The organism is Vibrio sp. 1F169, from assembly GCF_041439605.1.
Taxonomy (GTDB): domain Bacteria; phylum Pseudomonadota; class Gammaproteobacteria; order Enterobacterales; family Vibrionaceae; genus Vibrio; species Vibrio tasmaniensis_A.
This window is the reverse complement of the sequence record NZ_JBGOOI010000007.1, coordinates 72,528-95,250: the sequence shown is the minus strand read 5'-3', so window position 1 is coordinate 95,250 and position 22,723 is coordinate 72,528. Positions and strand designations below refer to the sequence as shown.

Genomic DNA, 22,723 nt, shown 5'->3' with positions numbered 1-22,723 from the left:
CGAACATTCGAGGCACGTGATGAAATTTTTTAATTACAAACAAATAGCGGCGATCAGCAGCGTCACCATGACTATTTTCCTAAGCGGCTGTGCGAGCGTGCCTACACACCCCATCGCCCAACAAATTGACCAAGAAATGGTGCTAGTTGAAGGTGGTACATTCACCATGGGTTCGAACGATCCTGAAGCGACCAAAGCAGAACGACCAGCACGAAATATAACTGTAGATAGTTTCTACATTGCAAAGTTTGAGGTGACTCAAGAATTGTTCGAATCGGTGATGGGTTCATCTCTCAGTTATTTCCAAAACCCACAAGTTCCGGTCAATAACTTAAGTTGGCAACAGGCGAACTACTTCGTTGAACAATTGAACGAACTTACAGGTGAAGAATACCGTCTGCCGACTGAAGCTGAATGGGAATTTGCAGCGAAAGGTGGCAACAAGAGCAAAGGCTATACTTACAGTGGTTCCAATAACTTAGATGATGTTGCGTGGTACTCAGCAAATTCTAAAAATAGCGCACATCCAGTCGGGCTAAAGAAGCCAAATGAACTAGGCTTATATGACATGACCGGAAACGTGGGTGAGTTTGTGATTGATGCCTTCGATGACACTTTCTACCGATTCGGTCCAACAGACAATCCTAACAACGCAAAACACAGCGACGTTGGTTTATCACATAAATCGGTTCGCGGTGGCAGCTTTGCTTATGACGAAAACGAATCTGAAAGTTACCGTCGCGACTTCGCAAGCCAATCGATCACTATGTCAGATATGGGCCTGCGTTTAGTTAAGGATACGAACTAGCTAAAGCTGTGAGCTAGTTAAAGAATGAACTAACTAAAGGTGCCAACGGTTATGAATCAACAATCTTCACAAGCAATACTAAAATACGACTTGCACTATACACACGTTAGAAATCTGACCAAACGTTAGAAATCTGACCAAACGTTAGAACTCTGCGGCAACGCTGAATAAGGAACTTCTATGCAATACACCAAGCTTTCAGGACTTACACTCGCGTTACTCTGTGCCTTCCCTACCTCAGCAGCAGAGAAGCCAAATCTAGTCCTTCAAATCACGGTAGATGGCCTGCGCGCAGACCTAATCGAACGATATAAGCACAACTTCGGTGAAGGTGGTTTCCGGTACTTAATGGATGACGGCACTTACTACACCAACGCGAACTATCAACATGGCAACACGGAAACGATCGTGGGCCATGTGTCGCTTGCAACCGGCGCTCCACCGAGCGTACACGGCATGGTAGGTAACGTTTGGTCTGACCGTAGCGAAGAACGTTTGGTGTATAACGTAGAAGACGGTAACTACAAAATGTTGACCTCTGGTGCGGGTGTCGATAAAGCAACTGAGATCGACCCAACTCAGAAGACAGCACAAGGTGATGGACGTTCTCCTGAGCCAATACTTTCCACCACGTTTGGTGACGAGTTGACGATTTCCAATAGTGGAAAATCAAAAGTGTTCGGTGTATCCGTGAAAGACCGCGGCGCAATCTCATTGGCGGGACACAGTGGTAAAGCCTTCTGGTTCTCCAAAGCGCAATCTGAGTTTGTCACCAGCAACTATTACTACGACGAGTATCCAGATTGGGTATCACGTTGGAACGAGAAAGCAATTGCTGCTCAGTACTCGAAACAGAAGTGGGAGCTCTCATTACCACGTGAGAAGTACACGCTTCAAGAACACGATACCGAACACAAAGTGAAACTCGGTGACTTCCAACGCACCTTCCCTCACCCTTATGGCCCTGCAAGTTATAAGTACTACAGCACAACGCTAACCGTTAGCCCGGCTGGTGACGAGATCACAGAAAATTTTGCAAGCACACTGTTAATGCAAGAGAAGTTAGGCCAAGGTGACGTGACCGATTATCTGTCTGTGAGTTTCTCATCAAACGACTACGTGGTGCACTTATACGGCCCTGAAAGCCTAGAAACAGAAGACAACCTAATTCGACTTGATAAGACGATCGCCAAGCTTCTTAAAACCGTTGATAACCAAGTCGGGCTAAAAAATACATTAATTGTATTGTCTGCCGATCATGGTGTCCCTGAATCTTCACCTGCGGCAAATGCGCTTGGCTTCAATCAAGCTCAATACTTCAATAAAGATACACTGCTCTCGAGTGGTGTTGAGAAACGATTGAAGGATGAATTTGGTCTAACCAAAGACGCAATTCGCTTGTACGCACAGCCTTATATCTATCTGAATCACGATTTAATTGCAGAGAAGAAACTTGACCTAGCTAAAGTGCAGGAAGCGATCGCCGATGAAATAGCGAAAGTGAAGGGTGTGGCGTTTGCAGTATCAAGCAGCGATATTGCAGCAAACCGAGTGCCTGATACTCATGTGATGCAGCTAATCAAAAACAACTACCACCCTGCTCGTTCAGGTGACGTGTATGTGGTATTTGCTCCGCGTAGTTACATTAACGATATGGAAGGCCTTCAAATCGCCTCTACACATGGCTCGCCATGGAAGTACGATACACATGTCCCTGTAATCTTCGCAGGCTACGACGTTGAAGCTCAGAAGATCTCGCGGGCAATCACGCCATACGACATTGCGCCAACACTTTCGAACAAACTAGGGATAACCCAACCAAGTGGATCAATTGGAGAAGTGCTGCAAGAAATTACCGAATAATAGACGTCATTGAGGTTTCTTCATTTTAATGTCGAAACCCACACCAAGTAAAAGAGCCACTTATCAATTCAGACTGACTCAGTCAAAACAGATAAGCGGCTCTTTTTGATTGCCTGTTGTTAGGCAATCAACGTATGTCAGTGCTAGGAATAACGGCTATTCGCACAAACATTTTCCATTAAACTCCCTTCAAAGGTTAACTTGATATGTCTTTTGCTGCCGCTTTGATCTTAGCCCGCAACCACTTGTGGCTAGGTTCATTAGTGCGACTCGGGTGCCAAATCATACACATATCGAGGTCTTCCAATTCGAATGGTAGTGGTAGTGTTTTAACCGCGTACTTTTCAGAAAAACAGCGCACCGATGACATAGGTAACACTCCGATGTAATCAGAGCCCTCAATAACTGGCAGCATCTCAACAACACCCGCAGCACGATAGACTATTCTGCGCTTTTCAAGGTCACTGTAGTGTTCAGAACTCAATAAGCTTTTACGTGCATGCCAACGAGATACAACCACATGCTCAACTGATAGGAACTGCTCCATATCGATCGTATCACCAATTGTAGAATGGTCCTTACGGCACACCACCACCAGTTCCTCTTTAGAAATCACCTCATGCTTGAGCATGGTTCTTCCTTTAGGTGTCATATCGATAATAACATCGTGTCTTTGAAGCCTTAAATCAGACTCGTAATCTTCCGTAAATAGAGGGTGAACTTCTAATGCGATACCAGGTGCAACTTGGCTGATTAACTGCATCACTCTTGGCATCATTTCGTAGCTCGCCGCCGAGACGCAGGCAATTGAATACACGCGCCCTGAAGTTTTGGGGTCGAAATCTCTTGATGCGGATAAGGTAGACGTAAAGTTTTTTAGCGCAGCGGCCATTGCCGGGTAGATATCAATAGCGAATGTGGTTGGCTCTACGCCTGATGTGGTGCGGTGAAACAGTGGCTCGTCATAGATATCTCGCAACCGTGCAAGCGCTTTGCTCACAGCAGGTTGGCTTATATCCATGCGATTAGCAGCCCTAGATAAGTTCTGCTCTTCATAGATAGCAACAAATATAGGAATTAAATTGAGTTCGGTGCTTTTCATACAGTTCCATATTAAAGAAACAGGTTCCCTATAGTAGAGAGCCTGCCGATTTTATTCGATGCGAATGACTAAAGTTTGCTACTTAGTTCTATCTTTTAAGTCTGGCAAGGCTTTAGGGATTTTCAAGCGGTCGAAAATTGAACGAGAATTGCTTGAGTTTGATGTGTCATTGGGTAAGTTACGTAACCCTCTCCATAAACGAGAAAATACGTTTCTATCTTCACGCCCTTGTTGAAGTGCTTCGCAATCTTCCACCCAACGTTTTTGTCCATTCAATTTACCAAATTGCGCTTTACTAAGTTTCACTTTGCCGAGTTCTAGCTGGCTAGTTTGAGTTCGCAACTGACGATAGATAAAGGTTCTCAATGCAGACCAATTACCTTGCTTAAGCAAACGACGTAATACCAACCAACTCGGTGTTGGTCGTTTCTTGTAATATCGTTTCAAAGAAACAAATAGTGCAACACATAACACCACTGCCAAGCCAACGCTGATAAAGACCGACATGTAAGCTTTGATGAAAGATTGGACTGTGTGTTTAGCTTCAAACACCTCGCCTTTTATTACCACGCTCTCAAGACGCTGATTTTTGCTGTCCCACCACTGGAATGTGAACTCCGGTAAGGTAAATTCACCACCTTGCTGAATCACATAAACCGTCTCTTCAATTCTACTGGAACGGTAGTCACCACGTTCTTGTGTGTCATCTAAACGATTAGGCTGAGGGTAAGCTTGATATTGCTGTGTCGATTCATTGGTCAACACATTGGGAAGTAACACCGACAAACTGTCTTTCGCTTTGATCGTCACGGTTCGAGTAACCGCATCACCCACTTTTAAGTCCTCGCTCGAACGTTGCCATTGCTGCTCAACATCCACGTTTGTCGCAGAAAACCAAGGCGATTCATCGCTTAACACACCAGACGGTAATGAGGTTTCAAACTTAATCGGCTGCGTGTAAAGCGTGCCGCCAACGTTTGAACCATCAGGAGCAGAAACTTGGATACGAACAGGCACTGTAGGAATCACAAACTCGCCAGAAGTCATCGGATAAAGCGTCACTTCCCAACGTTGACGTGACCATGTTGTGCCACCCACTCGCTCTGTGTAGTTCGTCGCGAGTTGGTTGCGCTGCTTAGCAATAACATTGGGGATTTCGATGCTGCCAATTCGCGTACCACCCGTTAGCCAGCGAGGGGTCGCCACCTCAATGTTCAAAATCACTTGCTCATTAACGCTGACTTTCGTTGGCATTATCTTATCGCCTGACTTTGGTTTTTCTCCAACCCAAGCGATCAGTTCTACATCACCGCTCTTCTGCAGATCATAGATATCAGCCGCAGAAGCAAGAGTAGGGAAAACAGTGCTAATCCATAGAACCATCGACACAAGCAAGGTCTTGGTTAGTTTAAAGGACTCTGAGCGCCCTACCTTTGTTTGAACTACTTCAAGAGCTAAATCATGTCGACTCATTGGGTTTGCTCCTGTTTTGGCGTCTGTTCTTGTTTTCGCATCTGCTCGATCGAAGGCGCAGGATCTCTTAACTGAATTTGGAATTTGGATTTCAAGAAGAACTTAGGATCGGCTTCTACTCGCTTCAACCACTTGTCGGCAAGCTCTTGGCTACCCAAAATCTCATTCGCGTTAAGTGTTTCCTTAAGCATCAATTCCGCTACCGTTTCCTCTTCTGCACCATCACCCGTGCGCGGCTGGTCGTCATCTAATTCTAAAGATTCTTCAGGGCCATCAGTTGTGCCTGATTGGCTTTCACTGGTGCGATTAACCTCTTCGACAATGCCACTAAGCACAGCAAGATTGTTCTCCACATCCGTTCTTAGTTCTGGTGACAGACCCTCTTTCTCGCTTAATGACTTCAAAAGGTCTCGCGCGGCAAGGTATTCTCGCTGTCGAGCTAAAGCACTCGCGGCGTTATACAAACCATAATCGGTTTTGGTTTGTAAAAAGGCACTGTGAGCTAACTTAAAATCACGAGCATAGTAGTAAGCCGCGCCCTTTCGCATTGGGTCAGTAAAATGTTTTGCCGCTTCAAGGTATTCCTTCTGGTTCAACAGGCGTTGACCTTGCTGGTCGGGCGTTAACCATAAATCCCACCACCATTGGGCTGTTTTATCCCAAACCGTAACCGACTCCACCACAACGGGTTTCTCAGCGGTTAAGTTGACTGTTTTCGCCAAAGTGTCTGGTGAATACATGCTACCTGTAATCAGCACGCCAACAACACACCACTGAACCAACCACCCTTTTCTGAACCACAACAACATAATGATAGCCATTGGAATAAGCAGCCCGTACCCCATGTCTTTCCAAGGCATTGAAGACTCACCGTTGAGTTGCATGTTTCTTTCAACCGCGTTGTTGAGCTGTTGGATATCCGAATCATCAACGGTCACTTCGATCAGTCGTCCACCTGTCTTACTCGCCAAATTCCGTAATGAATCGAGGTCGACAGGATTATCGCTCACCACATTACTGTTTCCTGCGGCTAGAATAAGCAACTGATACGTGTTGTCGTTAAAGAAGTTCTCGAACGCTCTGATGGTACTTGGGTTTACACCATCCGATACCAACAACACTGACGAACCTAGCTCACCAGACAATTGCTGATTTATGAGTGGCAACGCTTCTTCTGCTGACTTACCTGATACCGGCATGATGTCGGGTGTGATAGCCGCTAGAAACGGTTCGAATACCTTGCTGTCTTGAGTCACAGGCATCGCGACGTGTGCGCTGCCTGCGTAAACCACTAAGCCCGTATTACCGCCCTTGCGCGCTGCTAATAAGTCTCTAATTTTCTGTTTAGAGCGTTCCAAGCGACTCGGTGGTAAGTCTTTCGCCAGCATGGATTCGCTGTTATCAAGCACCACTAACATCGACGCTTTGTCTTCCCCAAAAGGTGAAGCCTCACGCTGCCATGTTGGGCCCGAACAAATAATGATGGCGATAGTTACAATTACCACCAATAGCTTCAATGGCAACTGCTTACGCCAGCCTGTTTCGCCAATCGTCAAGGCATCACGTAAATGCACGGGAAGAATATCTTTCCACGTCGGCTTAGTTTCTTCTCTCCAACGAACCCATAACAGGAAGAACATCGGAATAAAGGCCAACAACCACAAAGGTCGGATAAAATGAAACTGGGTAAAGAACTGTTGCAGAGTGAGAGAATCAGGCATCATCCTCTCCTTTCAATTTTTTAGTTTTAGAAGCCAAAAGCGACCTTCTACGTAAAGTCGCCAGACTAAAGGCAGTCAGATACATCACAACAACAATCGCCATTAAGTAATGGTGCAGCCCCTGTTTAGGGCGATAAGTGGTACTTTCATATAATTGTGGTTCTAGCTCACCAATCTGAGCGTAGGCTTTGGTAAGTTCGTCGCGGTTAAGTGCCTCAAAGGCTTCACCACCGGATTCTTGCGCTACTCGTTTGATGGTTTCCATATCCAAAGCCACTTCACCAACGGTTTGTGGGTCACCCATGGCGATCACGTGAATACGAACGCCTTTCGCCTTCGCAACTTTGGCTGCATCAATCGGTTCAACAAAGCTTCCCGTATCATTACCGTCGGTTAGTACGATCACGACCTTCTCTTTTTCGTTGGCATCAACACTTGAATCTTGAACGGCAGCACTTTGCTTTTCGCTTTGTTCAAACACCTTAATCGCCAAGCCAATTGCATCACCTAAGTGCGTGCTTTGCCCTGCCATAGCGACATCGGTTTGATTAAGCAGTTCAAGCCACACATCTTGGTCAGCTGTAAACGGTGTTTGTACAAACGCTGCATCACCAAAAAGAATCAAACCGAGTCGATCCCCTTTTCGGGTAGTCGCAAAATCAGCCAGCACTTCTTTGGTCGCATCTAAACGAGAGATTTTATCGCCTTGCTGAGAGGTAAAATCTTGCTCCGCCATTGAGCCGGATAAATCGACCACCACCATCACATCACGACCCAATTGTTCACGAATTTGTGGCTCACCAAGAATGGTTGGTTTCGCTAACGCACACACGACCAATACCCAAGTAATAATGAGCGTGGTCCGTTGCCACCAGCTTGGTGTTAACTGGCTGGCACCTTTTGACGGTGCTTCGCCAATCGCTTCAACCAATTCTCGAAAAAATGGCACCTTAATAGCCATTTGCTTAGTTCGGTAAGCTGGCACGGCAAAGTAGACTAACAACGGCAAAGGCAGCGCGATAAACCATAGCGGGTGCGCAAATTCAAAGCTGGCAGATAAAACATCAAACATTGTCTTGCCCCTCAGCCATTACCTGTACATTCGGTTTTGTTTGTACATCGCGTTTATGAAGCTTTAGCCACATCATCGCAGTTTGAATCACCTCTAAACGCTGTTCAAAGCTCAAACGTACTTTAGGGTCAATTAGGCTCTGCATCCATAACCCCGAAACTTCATCGGCAAAGAACGCATTGCTGTTTTCACTTGTGTTAGCGCTAACAGACAGGTAAGCGTTCAAGCGATTGACATAAGCTTGACCAAACAGCTTGGCATTGCTGCTGTCTAGGTAACGGAGTACCACTTTCAGTACCTTGAAGGTTCGTTCGGTTGAGTTTTTGTCTCTCGCATCCAATACCATGAGCTCTTTAAGCGCTTCTTTACGATAACGGTTATTCCACCATCTCTGCGCCAAGCGATAAGCCAGATAGATAGCGACCAATAACAGAATGACGCCAAGGATCTTCCAGCCAATAGTTTGCGGCATCCAGCTCACGCTCTCGGGAATGGCGACATCGTGCAGATCGCGAAGGATATAAGTACTTGGAGGCGTATGTTCAACGGCCATCTAACGCCCTCCCACCAGCTTTTGAAGCTGAGAAATATGAGTTCCAGACGTATCTAATTCGATATAAGGGAGGTTTTTCATCGCCATTAATTTAGCAAGGGACTGTTTCTGGAGTGCCGCCTTTTGAGCAAGGCTTTCACTTGCGAGGTTAACCTTAGATTGGCTATCCAGATTAAGTTGAAAGCGACCATCACCCACCACCCAATTTGCGCTTGCGAGATCTTGAGGTAATGATTGTTCCAATGGGTCTGTGACCATTATGGCCAAGATATCGTTGTGTTGCTGTAACTGCTTTAGTCGGTCTAGATGTTGTTCTTGGCAGTCGCGCCAATCGCTAATAAAGATTAAGGTCGACTGCTTTAATCTCATTCGTTTTATCAGTTCAATCCATTGACTGAACCCGACTCCTTCGCTGTCACTCACACTCACGTCTAAGCTTTGATTTGCTTTAGTAAGGTGCTTTAACTGAGCCAGTAAATCAGACTGTGAACGCTGTGCTTTGGTGTGGAAGAGTTTTTGATGAGAAGCTAAAACAAAGCCAACACGGTCACCATCTTTTAGCACTCGCCATCCACACAATGCCGCGACTTCGGCCGCAACAACTGATTTCATGGTGTTTTGAGAAGCAAAGAACATCGAACTGCGCTGATCGACACAGATGATTACATTTCGGTCTTTCTCTTCGGTATAGCTACGAACATGAGGCTTACCCGTTCGCATCGTGACTTTCCAATCGAGATTACGAATATCATCACCAAGTTGGTAGTGACGTAATTCCTCAAAATTCAAACCACGACCACGAAACAGGGAATTATGTCGACCCGACAGCACACTGCCCGCCTTTAGATGAGGCAACAGAGAAAACGACTCAGCTTGAGCCTGAATTCGCACTAACCTTGAATAATCACAGTACAATCGTGGATCAAGACCTTGCGATTTGGGAGCTTGTGTTGGCTTCGCCATGACGCCCCCTAGTTATCCGATCTCAACATTATCAAGCAGTTCTTCAACCACTCTTTGATGGTCAATACCATCGGCCAATGCATCGTAAGACAACGAGAATCGGTGGCCTAATACGGTCGGCAACATGGCACGCACATCGTCCAACGTGACGTGGTCACGCCCTTGCAACCACGCATAAGCGCGAGCGCATTTATCCAATGAAATAGAAGCACGTGGGCTTGAGCCAATCTCAATCCACTTTGATAGGTTTGATTCTGGGTAACGCTCTGGCTTACGAGTCGCCATCACCAAAGCCACAATGTAGTTCTCAACTAAATCGGAAACGGCAATATCTGGAAGTTGGCGGCGAGCTTCAAGTACCAACTCAGGTTCAATATGCTGTGGGGTGACTAATTCTGAACTCGTCTCGCTACCGAGTTCCTCACTGCGCACAAGTCGAATGATGTCGCGTTCAGCTTCATCTTCTGGATAGTCGACCGTCACTTTCATAATGAAACGGTCCATTTGTGCTTCAGGCAGTGGATACGTACCTTCTTGCTCTACTGGGTTTTGAGTGGCTAGCACCATGAATAGATCTGGCAGAATATGAGTTTGACCACCAACCGTAATCGTCCCTTCCGCCATGGCTTCAAGCAGAGCCGCTTGTACCTTTGCAGGAGCACGGTTCACTTCATCGGCTAAAACAATACTGTTGAAAATAGGACCCGGTTGAAAATGCAACTGAGGCTTTCCATCAAGCTCTTGATACACTTCTGTACCGGTTACATCTGATGGCAGCAGGTCAGGCGTAAACTGAATTCGACCAAAACTGGTGTTCAGTAGGTTCGCCAGCGACTTCACTGAACGAGTTTTCGCTGTACCGGGAAGTCCCTCTAAAAGCACATGCCCATTAGTCAATAACCCTATCACCAGAGCCCGAACGACGTGGCTCTGACCGATAACACTTTTCTCTGTTTGTTCAATCAGTTGGTTTATTGCTTGTTGTGCATGGTTCATAGGTCTTCCCTTAATTCAATCTGGCTGCGTACATCCTACTCACAAGCCCCATAACTATTAGTTATACACGTGATAATTGTTCATCAGCACGATAAATTATAAACGTGATAATTGCTCATAAGCGCGATAATTGGTTACAAGCGGAATAAGCAGCAAGCACAACAGCCAAACTCACCTCATCGCTTTATTCAAACTTAGCTTTCAATTGGTTAATGGCCTCCGGCGGTGCCACTTTGCTCAGTGATGAAATACATTGCTCAAACGCCTTTGGTACGCCCGGTATATGGCTGTTTCGCGCCAACACTTCACACTGGGCATACAAGTGCTGTGGGTTGCGGCTAAATTGGTAAGCCTTGTGCAGTGATTGACTTGCCGCAAGCACATCCGATTTCTCCAAAGCCAATCCGTACACATACCAATATTGTGGGTCGGTTTGTGCAGTTTCAGCAGCTTGTTTAAGGTACTCCGTTGCTTGTTCGTAATCTTTTACACGAAGCAGAGATAACCCTGTGCTGTATGGCAAAACACTCGATTTAGGCTGAGCTTCAATACCTTGCTTCAAGGTCGATAACGCTTTTGCTTCGTTACCTTGTGCTCGATACAAATCCGCCAAGTTGGCGTAGCTGTTTTCGAAGTAAGGCTCAATCTCGATAGCACCTAAATAGAAATCAATTGCTTTGTCGTGCTGACCTAAATCTCGGTAAACGTTTCCTAGATTAGTACGCCCAAACCCTCTGTCGGCATTAAACTGCTGTATCTCAATGTACTCTTCCAATGCAGGCTTGATTTGGTCTTTCTGCAAAGGATTCATTTCTCCCCAGTAACGCACTAATGCACCTGCGGTTTCTGAGCGAATCGACAATACTGGGTCTTTCAATAGTGGCTCTAGAATCTGCCAACGATCAGTGAATGGGAAACCAGACGAGCCTTGCACAACGCCTAAACGGATCATCTCATCATCATGTTTCACCGCTCTTGCTAGCGAGATAAGCGTATTCTTACCCGTATTGCCGCCCAAACGTTCTAAGCTCGATGCACGAATGATATTGCTTAAGCTGGAATCTTGAGCCGAATACGCCAGTGCATCTTCTGCTCCTCTGTGCCCTATTGAATCCGCGTAAAAAGCGACAGCAAAATGTTGTTGGTTTCGATACTTAGAATCTGGGAACCATTTACCGATTTGTTTATCAGCCCACTGATCAGTTTGATCTTCGTGACAACTGGTACAGACGTTCGGTGTTTTAATATGTTGGCTGATATCAGGGCGTGGGATATGCCAACTGTGGTCACGCCTTGGGTCAACTTCCATGTACGTCGTTTCTGGCATGTGACAAGTGGTACATTGTGAAGCCTCAGTATTCGCTTCATGGAATGTGTGCTTTTCAGGCGTGTATTCAGAGGCTATGTGACATTGACTACACACAGCTTCTTCTGCAATTTTCAGTTCTGCAGTATGTGGATCGTGACAGTTAGTACAAGTAACGCCTTTCTCTGCCATCACTGATTGTAAGAAAGAGCCGTAAACGTAATCTTCATCGTAGATTTGACCATCGTTATGGTAAAGCTCAGGAGTAATCAAACTTAGACGATACTTATCAAAGAAAGACCCGTTAACGTGATCTCCAGTTTCATTTAACCGAGTACGTCTGCTGTGGCATTGCGCACAGGTTTGAACCTGATTGGTATGGATGATGTCTTTTGGTTGTAGGGTTGAGTTGCCCTCTTGGTAGACCCATTCTTTAACCGACTTCGACAAGTCGCGATCAAAGCCATAATGCGCGGAGGCTTGAACATCCTTTTCGCCATTCGCTTTTGCTAACTTAGCTTGTTCTACGTGCTCACTCGCAGGGCCATGACACGCCTCACAACCAACATTAATCTCGGACCAAGTGGTATTGTAAGTATTGCTTGCGCTGTCGTAGTTCTTTTCTAGATTTGTTGAATGGCAATCGGCACACATGAAGTTCCAGTTCTGACCACTGTTGGTCCAGTAAAACTCATCGGTGTTGGTGATATCCGGGTAGAGGTTAAACCAGCGTTGACCGCCTTCGCCCTCAGTGCGAGAGTCCCAAGCGAAAGGAATCAACTGTACGCGTCCGTCTTCAAACTCAACCATGTACTGTTGTAGAGGTTCAAAGGCGAAGGTATAGCTGATTTTGTAATCTTTGAATTGGCCATCCGGCCCTTCGATGTTGACCCAAAACTCTTCTCCCTTGCGAAAAAAACGGTTGGGCTTTCCTTTATGAGTCACGGTTTGATCGTCGAAGTTGCCCAACACAGATTCATCGTCGGCGTGCTTCATCGCCATATCATGATGAGAGCCTTGCCACGCTTCCACTTCTTCGCTGTGACAGTCAACGCATGCTTCAGAACCGACATACGTAGCCTTGGGAGAGCTGGCATCTAAAGTTCCTGAACCAATAAGCGTAGCTTCAGTCGTTGGAGCTTGTTCATTAGCATACACATTGACACTGAGTGTCGACAACATAGGTAAAGACAACATTGCGGATAATACTGCAACTCGCTGGTGTTTCAATCCGTTCACTAGTGAGCACAACCATGCAGACATAACATTCCTTGTTTTTATACATCCTTATGCTTAATAAGGTAGACGTAAAAACAATGAATTTACAATTATTTAGTGGCAGTGAGCTTGATTGTTGTGACTCATATTCACGACTGGTATTTACTCATCGATATGCGCATAAAAAAAGAGCTCCGAAGAGCTCTTTCGTGTTAGCAGTTTCAATAAACCAAAGCTTACTTATTATGGTTCTCTTGAAGTTTCTCCATAACCTGATCCAAGCTAAAGCTCGCTGCTTTTTGGCGTGGTGGATATTCAGCAAAGGTTTCTAAGAACTTGCCAACATACGCTTGAGCAGGAACAAACATATAAGCATGGTCCAACAACCAGTCATAGTAAGTATTCGATGTGATATCTGCGTTTTCGTATGGGTCCATTCGGAGGTTAAACAGCTTAGGAAGACGTAACGTTACAAACGGTTCTGCCCAAATTTGCATGGTACCCGTCGCACGCTGCTCCATGAACACCGCTTTCCATTGGTTGTAACGAAGTGCCGCAAGGTCACCGTCATCGGTAAAGTAGAATATCTCCGAACGACGGCCTTTCTCTTCTTCACCGGTTAGGTAAGGAAGGAAGTTGTAACCATCTAGGTGCACTTTAAACGTTTTATCACCCGCAGTATGACCTTTCAGTAGTTTCTCTTTGATCTGATCATCACCAGCGGCTGCAACGAAGGTTGGCATCCAGTCCATGTGGTGCATTATTTCATTTGAAACACTGCCCGGTTCAATCTTTCCTGGCCAACGAACCATTGCTGGTACACGATATGCGCCTTCCCAGTTGGTGTTTTTCTCACCACGGAACGGAGTTGTACCGGCATCAGGCCAAGAGTTCATGTGTGGACCGTTGTCCGTTGAGTAGAAAACGATGGTGTTGTCTTTGATTCCCAACTCATCCACTTGCTTCAATAGTTGTCCAACGTGTCGATCGTGCTCAACCATACCATCAGCGTAGTTACTGATACCGGTTACGCCTTTGCTATCTGGCTGCACGTGCGTTCTAAAGTGCATTCTTGTTGCGTTCCACCAAACGAAGAATGGTTTATCCGCTTTCACTGCGCGATCCATGAAATCAAGTGCCGCGTCCAGCGTTTCTTCATCGACCGTTTCCATACGCTTACGCGTTAGTGGACCGGTATCTTCAATCTTGCCATCAGCGAATGATTTGATCACACCACGAGGGCCAAATTTCTTACGGAACTCTGGGTCAGTTGGGTAATCTTCATTCTCCGGTTCTTCTTCAGCATTCAGGTGGTAAAGGTTGCCAAAAAATTCGTCAAACCCGTGTGCTGTTGGAAGGAATTCATCTTTATCGCCAAGGTGGTTTTTACCAAATTGACCTGTCATGTACCCCATAGGTTTAAGCATTTCTGCAATCGTTGCATCCTCCGCTTGCAAACCAATGTCTGCTCCTGGAAGGCCTACTTTACTTAAACCCGTTCGTAATACACTTTGTCCCGTAATAAAGGTAGAGCGACCCGCAGTACACGATTGTTCAGCGTAATAATCGGTAAACATCATCCCTTCTTTGGCGATGCTATCAATATTGGGCGTTTTGTAACCCATTAAACCAAAGGTGTACGCACTCACATTGGATTGACCAATGTCGTCCCCCCAAATGACCAATATATTTGGCTTTTCTGCTGCAAAAGTGGCGCTAGACGCGGCCATCATTGCTGTACCCAAAATCGCTAATCGACGTTTAGCGCCATACTTCGCTGTCATAGAAACCTCTTCGTAAGTTATTTGCATCCTGCCCTACAACGTATAGTTCATTTTTTGCGCATACGCGAGATTACCTAAGCTATTAATATTTTTGTCATTTTCATCGAGATATGGATACAGAAGTCATCGATAAGGTTTACGGCAACAAACATGATAAGGATCACACATACAAACTAAGGGGTTGTTCTGGCAACACACTAGAACTTATATGAATCAACAAGTTAACTAGACATCATAACGATTGGTTATAAGCACTATAAAAGGACGGAACGGAATTTTGAGAATAACATTTGCTCATCGATGTGTTGTTCTAACGCATTAATCTTAAAAGTGAATTGGAGTCCTTATGGGTACTAAAATTAATAAACTAGCATTAGGTGTTGGCTTATTAGCAGCTTCTTCAGCGGCAACAGCAGCAGAAAAACCAAACATTCTTGCTATCTGGGGTGATGACATTGGTGTATTCAACATCAGTGCATACAACAACGGCATGATGGGTTATGAAACACCTAACATCGACCGTATTGCTAACGAAGGCGCACTATTTACTGACCATTACGGTCAACAATCATGTACTGCTGGCCGTGCTGCATTCCTAACCGGTCAAGAACCTTTCCGTACAGGTCTACTGACTATCGGTATGCCGGGCTCTGACCACGGCATCCCTGATTGGGCTCCAACGATCGCAGACCTTCTTAAAGAACAGGGCTACATGACCGCTCAGTTCGGTAAGAACCACATGGGTGACCAAGACAAACACCTTCCAACGAACCACGGTTTTGACCAGTTCTTCGGTAACCTGTACCACCTAAACGCGGAAGAAGAGCCAGAGACTTACTACTACCCTAAAGATCCTGAGTTCCGTAAGAACTTTGGCCCTCGTGGTGTAATCAAGTCGACTTCTGACGGTAAGATTGAAGATACAGGTCCTATGACGCGTAAGCGTATGGAGCACGCGGATGAAGAGTTCCTAGAAGAATCTTTAGCATTCATGGAAAAAGCAGTGAAAGCTGACAAACCATTCTTCATCTGGCACAACACGACTCGCATGCACGTGTGGACTCGTCTACAAGAAAAATACCAAGGCGCATCGGGTATCAGCATCTACGCAGACGGCATGCTAGAGCATGATGACCAAGTGGGTATCCTCCTAGACAAACTTGATGAGCTTAAGATCGCAGACAACACCATCGTAATCTACTCTACCGATAACGGTGCAGAGACAGTATCTTGGCCTGATGGTGGTGCAACTTACTTCCACGGTGAAAAAGGTACAACTTACGAAGGTGGTATGCGTGTTCCTCAGTTAGTTCGCTGGCCTGGTACTATCAAACCGGGAACTAAGATCAACGACATCATGAGCCACCAAGACTGGATCCCGACTCTTCTAGCAGCCGCTGGTGATGATAAAGTGGTTGAGAAACTAGCGTCTGATAAAGGTGCTACTTACAACGGTAAAAACTGGCGTGTACACCTAGATGGTTACAATTTCCTACCTTACTTCCAAGGTAAAGAAGAGAAAGGCCCTCGTGACAGCATGCTTTACTTCTCTGCTAACGCTGAACTAAATGCGGTACGTTGGAATGACTTCAAGATTTCTTTCGCAGTAATGGACGGGAACATTGTTGATGCAGTTCGCTTCCAACCAAACTGGCCTCAAGTCGTTCACCTACGTGCTGACCCATTCGAAAAAGCACCACACGAATCGGGCATGTACCTACGCTGGATGGCAGACAATATGTGGCTATTCGTACCAGTAGGCGGCAAAGTACAAGAGTTCATGAACACACTACCTGACTACCCAATGCAGCAAAGCCAAGTGTTGAACCCTGGTAACTTCAACCAGAATGCGTACATGCTTCAAGGTAAACTTAAGCAACTAGAAGCGGCAGCAGCGCAAGCTAAATAATTAGCTAAAGCTTAACCAACCTAGGAAAGCGAAACCAAGCCGTGATAGCTCAAGTGCTATCACGGCTTTTCAGTATATCAACAATGAAAACTGTCCCACATAAGCCTTCAACAAACGAGTGACGAACAAGGTTATCCGCATACATTTACTCGCATAGCCTTGTAACTCGCCTCGTTTATGACCGTTACGTTAAGATTACGCAAATTTTTTCAAATCCCACGGACATCACTTGAAATACAGAGATATGCGTGCGATTGTATTTTAACTCACCCTAACAACTGTATGATTATGAAGACAATCCAAAGCATTGCCCTACTCTCAGCTATCGTTGCTGCACCTTCAGTATTAGCTGACGTTGAAATCCAAGTTCCATCCAGTGTTGATATTCTAGCGGTTAACGAAGCTAAGCCTGACTTAGACGGCGGCTTATTCTCTTCTCATAAAACACTGACGTTACCAGATGGCCAAAACCAAATCGTATTCCAATATCAACTTGCATTTGATAAAGGTAACGATCGTGAATTCGTAGACAGCGACGCTGTTATCGCAACATTCGATGCGACTGATACCACACTGACTTTCGATCTGCCAAAATACCGCAACACAGCAGAAGCAAAATCTGGGTTTAAAAACTTAGAGTGGAGCCTTGTTGACGAGAACCAGAATGAAATCAGCGTTAAGCAAGACAAGCTAGTTAAAGACGGTATGCAAATTGGACGTAAATACCCTCAAGAAGCAAAAGAATACAACCAGCAAGGCGGCATTGCTGCACTAGCTATAGGTACAACAGTAGGCGCAACAGCGGCGGTTGTTCAACCTGTAACACTTCCAGCAAAAATTGATGGAAATGCGGCTAACACCGCTGAAGAAATGTTGTATTTTTGGTACGAAAAAGCCGATGCTGAAACGAAGCAGAAATTCAAAGATTACGTGAACAAGTAGATTCGATTACGAACAAGTCTATAAAATATCTCGTTCAAACCAAAGAAGCTGGCACACTGCCAGCTTCTTTGATTTCATCTAAATAGGACGTTATAGGTCTAACAATCAACGATAATCAGGTCTAATCCTCGACATCAACAACATATCAATGTATTTCCCGCCTTTGAATGTACTCAGCCTTTTAGTGCCTTCTAACTGAAAACCTACTCGTTCATACAAAGCAATGGCAGCGTTGTTATCGGCATGAACCTCTAGCTCCAGACGGACCAAATTAAGCCAATTATCAGCCTGATTAATCGCTTCTTTCATTAATGCCTTCCCAACCCCTTTGCCGTGTGCATCAGGGTGAATCGCAATCCCTAAGCCAGCACTATGTCGGTCTCTCACCTTAGTCGTCATGAATAAGGTAATGTGCCCAACGACTTTACCTGACACTTCTGCGACTAAAGTGAAATGGTCTGAATGACCAAACAATCGCTCCACTTGATCAGAGCTAAGGAAAGGTTTTTGTGAAGTATTTTCTGATACTGATGAATGACGATAAATATCAAAAATGTCTTGGTTGTCTGTGGTTTCAAGATGTCTAATTTGTATTTCCAAAGTGATTCCTTACTGTCTATTTCTATCCTTAAGCTAATTTTCATATTACGGATAGCAACGAGTAGCTACAACCGTAAGTGACAGAAATAATTGAATAATCGTCATAGCCCATAAAACAGTCGCCACAGCCCATAAATAACAAACTCAAATACTAAAAATGCACCATTGAAGGCCCTCACTCGCCTGTTCATAGAGTAAAGTTCGCTCTCGAAGCAAATAGCTCAAAGGTATAATAATACCAATCGTAGTAAATAACTGTTCACCCTAGCTTGTTAAAAATCTCGATAACGTCGTTAGGTTTTTTGATTGTAGAATAACTACTTATCGAAACTATTTATTGAAAAGAGCAGCCTTGTTCTCAAGCTTTTTTCCTGCGCTATTTTTGATCACTTACTTACTGTGATTGGTATAAATTGATCCATCGCTTTGAGCCTTTCGTAATACCTGACGAAAATAACGGACAAACTCAAAGGATTCCAACATGATTAATAAAATTAGCAAGTCTCTATCTCTTCTTGTCGCTGCACTTTTTTTAGTGCATTCGCTAACGCCAATCATCATGAGATGAAAAAAGATATCGTCGATGTCGCAGTAGGAAATGGCTCTTTCAATACACTTGTAGCTGCTGTTAAAGCGGGTGGACTTGTAGATACTTTGAAAGGAGAAGGACCTTTTACCGTTTTCGCTCCAACCGATGAAGCATTTGCCAAGTTGCCAGATGGTACTGTCGATATGCTTTTGAAACCGGAAAACAAAGACAAATTAGTCGCCGTGCTGACTTATCATGTAGTCGCAGGGAAAGTGATGGCGGCAGACGTTATGAAAATAGACAAAGCGACAACAATTCAAGGTCAAAACGTGATGGTAAGCGTAAAAGATGGCACGGTTATGATTAACAATGCGAAAGTGATTGCGGCTGATGTGGAAGCAAGCAATGGTGTAATCCACGTAATTGATACGGTCTTGCTCCCGAAATAATCAAATAGAAAGAAAGTCTCAGGCAAACCAAACTCTTTGAGGGTGTGACAGTTCACACCCTTTTTAACCTACTGGGCTAAGCGTTGAGCATATCCAATTTTACCTACACTAGACATAACGTTAATGGCTACTTAGTGGTTTTCTCCATCACGTAATTAGTCAGCTTAACGCCACGTATTTCGACTTCCTGTTCATTCACTAACTTAAAGCCAAGGTGCTCATAGAAAGGCCTAGCGGTAATACTCACCTCAGAGAAGTATCTCGATACACCACGAAATCGACCAATCTCGAATACATGCTCCATCAAAGCTCGCCCTACACCTTTACCTTGATATTCATGATGACAAAAGAAGTGATCTATCAACCCATTCGGTTGCAAGTCAGTATAGCCAACAATGTGGCCATCCAACTCCGCTACAAAAGGTTGGATACGATGCAGACACTTTTCCCACGCCTCGGAGTCAAAGTCACTTGGAGCCCAAGCCTCAACTTGTTCTTGAGAATAGTCACGAACATTAATATTTCGGACGGTATGGAAATAGATCTCCCATAATGCTTTGGCATCACTAACTTGGTAATTTCGAATTCTAACCACGACACAGTCCTTTCATGTATTGCTGATTGCCTATTCACTACTTGATAGCAATACTAACGATAAAACACAGCTAGCCAAATAGTCACAACGTCTCTATCCGTACCAACAACCTTGTGCTTCTCTCTCGCGGCAATATTGATGTAATCCCCTTTAGACAAGGTAACGACACGTCCGTCTTCGAACTCAATAACACCTTGCCCCTCTAGCACCATAACCCATTCGTTTTCATCTTGGTCATACCAACTTTGTTCTGGAGAACGGTGCCCATGAGATATTATTCTTTCAATCCGCACATTCTCAGTAGTAATGATGTCGTTGAAGATTTCGTCGGGTATTGACGAAGGCACATTCGAGTAGATATTTGACATCGCTCTCTCCTAATCCTTGTTAGATGAATATGGTGCAGTGCTTTATCGTTTTATCTAAAGCCTAGCTTCCTGAGCTATAAGCTATAAGCTATAAGCTATAAGCTATAAGCTATAAGCCCTAAGCCCTAAGCCACAGCACTTTTTCTGAAATAGAAACGATAATAGCCAACCAAGTTACTGCAGATAAATAGCGCTTCCATCAGTACAGCAGTTGGAGAACCAACTAAGTAGTTGTGAACCAACCAAAAGCTAGTTCCGATGATCATCAACTCTCTTAATCGACGGTCATCTTTATTGAAGGCTGCAAAGGTTTGAAATACGGAAGCAAAGCAACTCAATATGCTAGTGAGCCCCGAGTAAGTCACAACCGTTGCGACTACTGACATGGAACTGAACAAATATTTAAATTTGGGTGACGTAGAAAACACGCTCGTCAAATATCGAATAGTGGCGATCGTCATTAGGCTCGCCGCTGTCCATTGTTCAAGAAGAATAAAGTGGCTAGAAATAAGCACGCCAGCAAAGAACAGACAGGTAACGATTTTCTTTCTCTCTTTAAATTGAAAAGACAGAAGATCGAAACAAATAGCAATTGCGACTAATACCTGAGAAAGATAAAAAGCTGACACGATTATTCCTTAAGTAGTGACCTAGCAGATTTAAATTATGACGTTGCTGTTTTATGAATGATATTGAAGTTTAGACTTTTAAAGTACCACTGATTACGGTGGTTGCAGACCCCATCAGTTTTATACGACCATTCGGTAATAGCTCTGTCGATACATACCCACCGCGGCGCGACGCTTGGTAAGCATTGAAATGCGCTTTGTTTAGTTTCTCGGACCAGTATTGTGTGAGAGCGCAATGCGCTGAACCCGTAACGGGATCTTCGTTAACACCCACCCACGGCGCAAAATAGCGCGAAACAAAATCAAGCTCAGAGTTCGACGACAATGCTGTCACAACAACGCCTCGACCTTTAATACGCTTTAGAGCATCAAAGTTTGGTGATAAATCTAATAAAACTTGTTCGCTGACAACCTCAATAAACTGCTTGGTATCGAACTCACTGTATGACACGACTTGGGCTTCACACAGCCCTAAATATTCAAGCAAATCTTTATTAGTATCCAATCCAAGATCAAGCACAGTACTTGGGAAGTCAAGCTCGATTGTGGAGTCACAAACTGTGGCAGATAGCTCCCCTGAAAGCGTATCAAACGTCACAACCTCACCCACATTGACTAACCCTCTTTCCTTCATCACATGCGCTGTTGCCAACGTACCGTGACCGCATAATTTGACTTCAACTTCTGGTGTGAACCATTTCAACGTCATCGTATTGAGGGCTAAGAATGCCGTTTCTGATACTGCCATCTCTTCAGCAATCGAATACATCAACGACTCTTCTAAAGCTTCTTGTGAAATACAAACCCCTGCAGGGTTTCCTTTAAAAGCTTGAGTTGTGAACGAATCCACTTGATATATCTCTAAATTCACAATGGCTCCTAGCGCTGATATTGAATAGACATTGCAGCCTACAATAAGCACAAACACCCCGTGCTACAAGTGTTCAACAGCAACATTATTAATACTTATTTAAGAACTAAGGAATGATAAACAAACAGTTATGAAAAGAATTGGTGGATTAAGCTGAGGGTTTAACATCGGGCAGATAAGAGATAAAACGTATCAGCCCTGGTAGGAAGCAAGCACACATTCGCGGCACATAGGCATTGTATCGTGCCACAAACGTGAGGTTACTCAGCAATGGTAACTTTATTGAATCTACTGACGTACCAGAGCAGATTTCACAATGGTCAAGCCAAGCAGACCCAACATAACTCCTGTCACTTTATCAATATAGTAAGCAGCGCGCGTAAACTCTTGACGCACTTTAGGCGTCGATAATAGGAAGATGATCGCGGCATCCCAAATAAAGACAACCACCGTCATCCAAATACCTAGGCCTAGCTTAAACATGAAACCCACCTCATTATTCAGTACAACCGTGAATAAGCTCAAATAGAACAAAAGGTTTTTAGGATTAAGGATTCCCGATAGAAAACCCGTAACAAATTCTTTAAGAAAAGTGGTTTGAATGGAGACACCTTCTTCGACAACATCGATATTACTGTAATTACATTTTTTCGCTCTTATCGCTTGAACTGCAAGGTACACCAGAAACAAACCGCCAATAATTTTTAAAGCGATCATCACTGAAACCGAAGCTGCCAAAATAGAACCGACCCCAATAAGACACAAACCAATATAGACTGCATTGGCACTGGCAATACCGAATGCAACGCCGAGTGCTTTTCTACCCTTATTTTTAACAGCACTCTTTACCACAATCACAAAATCTGGTCCGGGGCTCAATAGCGCCAAAAAGTGAGCAATCGCCACGGTAACAAAAATCCCAACTAAACCTGCATCCATAAACCAACCTCCTGTCGTTCAATTAATGCCCTA

The 22,723-nt window shown here is 44.6% G+C and carries 19 protein-coding genes and 1 pseudogene; 5 read left to right on the top strand and 15 right to left on the bottom strand.

Annotation, left to right across the window (positions count from 1 at the left end):
- Positions 1-19 precede the first annotated feature (19 nt).
- Positions 20-808, top strand: a complete 789-nt coding sequence (locus tag ACED53_RS04945) for an SUMF1/EgtB/PvdO family nonheme iron enzyme (protein ID WP_009844966.1) — start codon at positions 20-22, stop codon at positions 806-808.
- Positions 809-988: 180 nt separating this feature from the next.
- Positions 989-2,671: an alkaline phosphatase family protein gene (locus ACED53_RS04940; RefSeq protein ID WP_371715238.1), complete on the top strand. Its 1,683-nt coding sequence runs from the start codon at positions 989-991 to the stop codon at positions 2,669-2,671.
- Positions 2,672-2,867: 196 nt separating this feature from the next.
- On the opposite strand, the gene ACED53_RS04935 is transcribed toward ACED53_RS04940, so the two are convergent.
- The 9 genes from ACED53_RS04935 to ACED53_RS04895 form a co-directional block, all read right to left on the bottom strand.
- Positions 2,868-3,773 carry a LysR family transcriptional regulator gene (locus ACED53_RS04935; protein WP_017099373.1) on the bottom strand — a complete coding sequence of 302 codons (906 nt, stop codon included), beginning with the start codon at positions 3,771-3,773 and terminating at the stop codon, positions 2,868-2,870.
- Positions 3,774-3,851: 78 nt separating this feature from the next.
- Positions 3,852-5,246 carry a BatD family protein gene (locus ACED53_RS04930; protein ID WP_017099372.1) on the bottom strand — a complete coding sequence of 465 codons (1,395 nt, stop codon included), beginning with the start codon at positions 5,244-5,246 and terminating at the stop codon, positions 3,852-3,854.
- Complete coding sequence (locus ACED53_RS04925) at positions 5,243-6,967, bottom strand: VWA domain-containing protein (protein WP_017099371.1); 1,725 nt, start codon at positions 6,965-6,967, stop codon at positions 5,243-5,245. Before ACED53_RS04925 ends, ACED53_RS04930 begins: the two co-directional genes overlap by 4 nt.
- Complete coding sequence (locus ACED53_RS04920) at positions 6,960-8,039, bottom strand: VWA domain-containing protein (protein WP_017099370.1); 1,080 nt, start codon at positions 8,037-8,039, stop codon at positions 6,960-6,962. The genes ACED53_RS04925 and ACED53_RS04920 overlap by 8 nt, the downstream gene beginning before the upstream one ends.
- The gene (locus ACED53_RS04915; protein ID WP_017099369.1) at positions 8,032-8,592 is read right to left on the bottom strand and encodes a DUF4381 domain-containing protein; all 561 of its coding nucleotides are present in this window, start codon (positions 8,590-8,592) and stop codon (positions 8,032-8,034) included. The genes ACED53_RS04920 and ACED53_RS04915 overlap by 8 nt, the downstream gene beginning before the upstream one ends.
- The gene (locus tag ACED53_RS04910) at positions 8,593-9,555 is read right to left on the bottom strand and encodes a DUF58 domain-containing protein (protein ID WP_017099368.1); all 963 of its coding nucleotides are present in this window, start codon (positions 9,553-9,555) and stop codon (positions 8,593-8,595) included.
- Positions 9,556-9,567: 12 nt separating this feature from the next.
- A complete protein-coding gene (locus ACED53_RS04905) occupies positions 9,568-10,551 on the bottom strand; it encodes a MoxR family ATPase (RefSeq protein WP_017099367.1) in 984 nt (327 codons plus the stop codon).
- Between the two features lie 184 nt (positions 10,552-10,735).
- Positions 10,736-13,120 (bottom strand): tetratricopeptide repeat protein, encoded by a 2,385-nt coding sequence (locus ACED53_RS04900; protein WP_017099366.1) that lies wholly within the window; start codon positions 13,118-13,120, stop codon positions 10,736-10,738.
- 191 nt (positions 13,121-13,311) lie between these two features.
- Positions 13,312-14,859 carry an arylsulfatase gene (locus ACED53_RS04895; protein ID WP_009844956.1) on the bottom strand — a complete coding sequence of 516 codons (1,548 nt, stop codon included), beginning with the start codon at positions 14,857-14,859 and terminating at the stop codon, positions 13,312-13,314.
- A 346-nt stretch (positions 14,860-15,205) separates the two neighbouring features.
- Between ACED53_RS04895 and ACED53_RS04890 the strand changes: the two genes are divergently transcribed.
- Positions 15,206-16,768 (top strand): arylsulfatase, encoded by a 1,563-nt coding sequence (locus ACED53_RS04890; protein WP_017099364.1) that lies wholly within the window; start codon positions 15,206-15,208, stop codon positions 16,766-16,768.
- Between the two features lie 288 nt (positions 16,769-17,056).
- Complete coding sequence (locus tag ACED53_RS04885) at positions 17,057-17,710, top strand: DUF2057 domain-containing protein (protein WP_029225299.1); 654 nt, start codon at positions 17,057-17,059, stop codon at positions 17,708-17,710.
- 105 nt (positions 17,711-17,815) lie between these two features.
- Here ACED53_RS04885 and ACED53_RS04880 read toward each other — a convergent pair whose 3' ends face one another.
- Entirely contained in the window at positions 17,816-18,310 is a 495-nt protein-coding gene (locus ACED53_RS04880; RefSeq protein WP_009844954.1) for a GNAT family N-acetyltransferase, read from the bottom strand.
- A 481-nt stretch (positions 18,311-18,791) separates the two neighbouring features.
- Here ACED53_RS04880 and ACED53_RS04875 point away from each other — a divergent pair.
- Positions 18,792-19,288, top strand: a pseudogene (locus ACED53_RS04875) (fasciclin domain-containing protein).
- A 127-nt stretch (positions 19,289-19,415) separates the two neighbouring features.
- Here the strand turns inward: ACED53_RS04875 and ACED53_RS04870 are convergent.
- From ACED53_RS04870 to ACED53_RS04850, 5 genes are all read right to left on the bottom strand, one after another.
- Positions 19,416-19,883: a GNAT family N-acetyltransferase gene (locus tag ACED53_RS04870; protein WP_017099362.1), complete on the bottom strand. Its 468-nt coding sequence runs from the start codon at positions 19,881-19,883 to the stop codon at positions 19,416-19,418.
- 53 nt (positions 19,884-19,936) lie between these two features.
- Positions 19,937-20,251: a cupin domain-containing protein gene (locus ACED53_RS04865; protein ID WP_017099361.1), complete on the bottom strand. Its 315-nt coding sequence runs from the start codon at positions 20,249-20,251 to the stop codon at positions 19,937-19,939.
- A 125-nt stretch (positions 20,252-20,376) separates the two neighbouring features.
- Positions 20,377-20,880: a YgjV family protein gene (locus tag ACED53_RS04860; protein WP_017099360.1), complete on the bottom strand. Its 504-nt coding sequence runs from the start codon at positions 20,878-20,880 to the stop codon at positions 20,377-20,379.
- Positions 20,881-20,950: 70 nt separating this feature from the next.
- The gene (locus ACED53_RS04855; RefSeq protein WP_029225298.1) at positions 20,951-21,751 is read right to left on the bottom strand and encodes a PhzF family phenazine biosynthesis protein; all 801 of its coding nucleotides are present in this window, start codon (positions 21,749-21,751) and stop codon (positions 20,951-20,953) included.
- 288 nt (positions 21,752-22,039) lie between these two features.
- Positions 22,040-22,690 (bottom strand): LysE family translocator, encoded by a 651-nt coding sequence (locus ACED53_RS04850; RefSeq protein ID WP_017099358.1) that lies wholly within the window; start codon positions 22,688-22,690, stop codon positions 22,040-22,042.
- Positions 22,691-22,723 lie beyond the last annotated feature (33 nt).

Excerpts from the sequence above, each read along its gene's own strand:
- ACED53_RS04900 (WP_017099366.1), bottom strand. The coding sequence starts at position 13,120 with ATGTCTGCATGGTTGTGCTCACTAGTGAACGGATTGAAACACCAGCGA.
- ACED53_RS04940 (WP_371715238.1), top strand. The coding sequence starts at position 989 with ATGCAATACACCAAGCTTTCAGGACTTACACTCGCGTTACTCTGTGCC.
- ACED53_RS04925 (WP_017099371.1), bottom strand. The coding sequence starts at position 6,967 with ATGCCTGATTCTCTCACTCTGCAACAGTTCTTTACCCAGTTTCATTTT.
- ACED53_RS04895 (WP_009844956.1), bottom strand. The coding sequence starts at position 14,859 with ATGACAGCGAAGTATGGCGCTAAACGTCGATTAGCGATTTTGGGTACA.
- ACED53_RS04850 (WP_017099358.1), bottom strand. The coding sequence starts at position 22,690 with ATGGATGCAGGTTTAGTTGGGATTTTTGTTACCGTGGCGATTGCTCAC.
- ACED53_RS04935 (WP_017099373.1), bottom strand. The coding sequence starts at position 3,773 with ATGAAAAGCACCGAACTCAATTTAATTCCTATATTTGTTGCTATCTAT.
- ACED53_RS04885 (WP_029225299.1), top strand. The coding sequence starts at position 17,057 with ATGAAGACAATCCAAAGCATTGCCCTACTCTCAGCTATCGTTGCTGCA.
- ACED53_RS04930 (WP_017099372.1), bottom strand. The coding sequence starts at position 5,246 with ATGAGTCGACATGATTTAGCTCTTGAAGTAGTTCAAACAAAGGTAGGG.
- ACED53_RS04905 (WP_017099367.1), bottom strand. The coding sequence starts at position 10,551 with ATGAACCATGCACAACAAGCAATAAACCAACTGATTGAACAAACAGAG.
- ACED53_RS04865 (WP_017099361.1), bottom strand. The coding sequence starts at position 20,251 with ATGTCAAATATCTACTCGAATGTGCCTTCGTCAATACCCGACGAAATC.
- ACED53_RS04915 (WP_017099369.1), bottom strand. The coding sequence starts at position 8,592 with ATGGCCGTTGAACATACGCCTCCAAGTACTTATATCCTTCGCGATCTG.
- ACED53_RS04945 (WP_009844966.1), top strand. The coding sequence starts at position 20 with ATGAAATTTTTTAATTACAAACAAATAGCGGCGATCAGCAGCGTCACC.
- ACED53_RS04910 (WP_017099368.1), bottom strand. The coding sequence starts at position 9,555 with ATGGCGAAGCCAACACAAGCTCCCAAATCGCAAGGTCTTGATCCACGA.
- ACED53_RS04920 (WP_017099370.1), bottom strand. The coding sequence starts at position 8,039 with ATGTTTGATGTTTTATCTGCCAGCTTTGAATTTGCGCACCCGCTATGG.
- ACED53_RS04890 (WP_017099364.1), top strand. The coding sequence starts at position 15,206 with ATGGGTACTAAAATTAATAAACTAGCATTAGGTGTTGGCTTATTAGCA.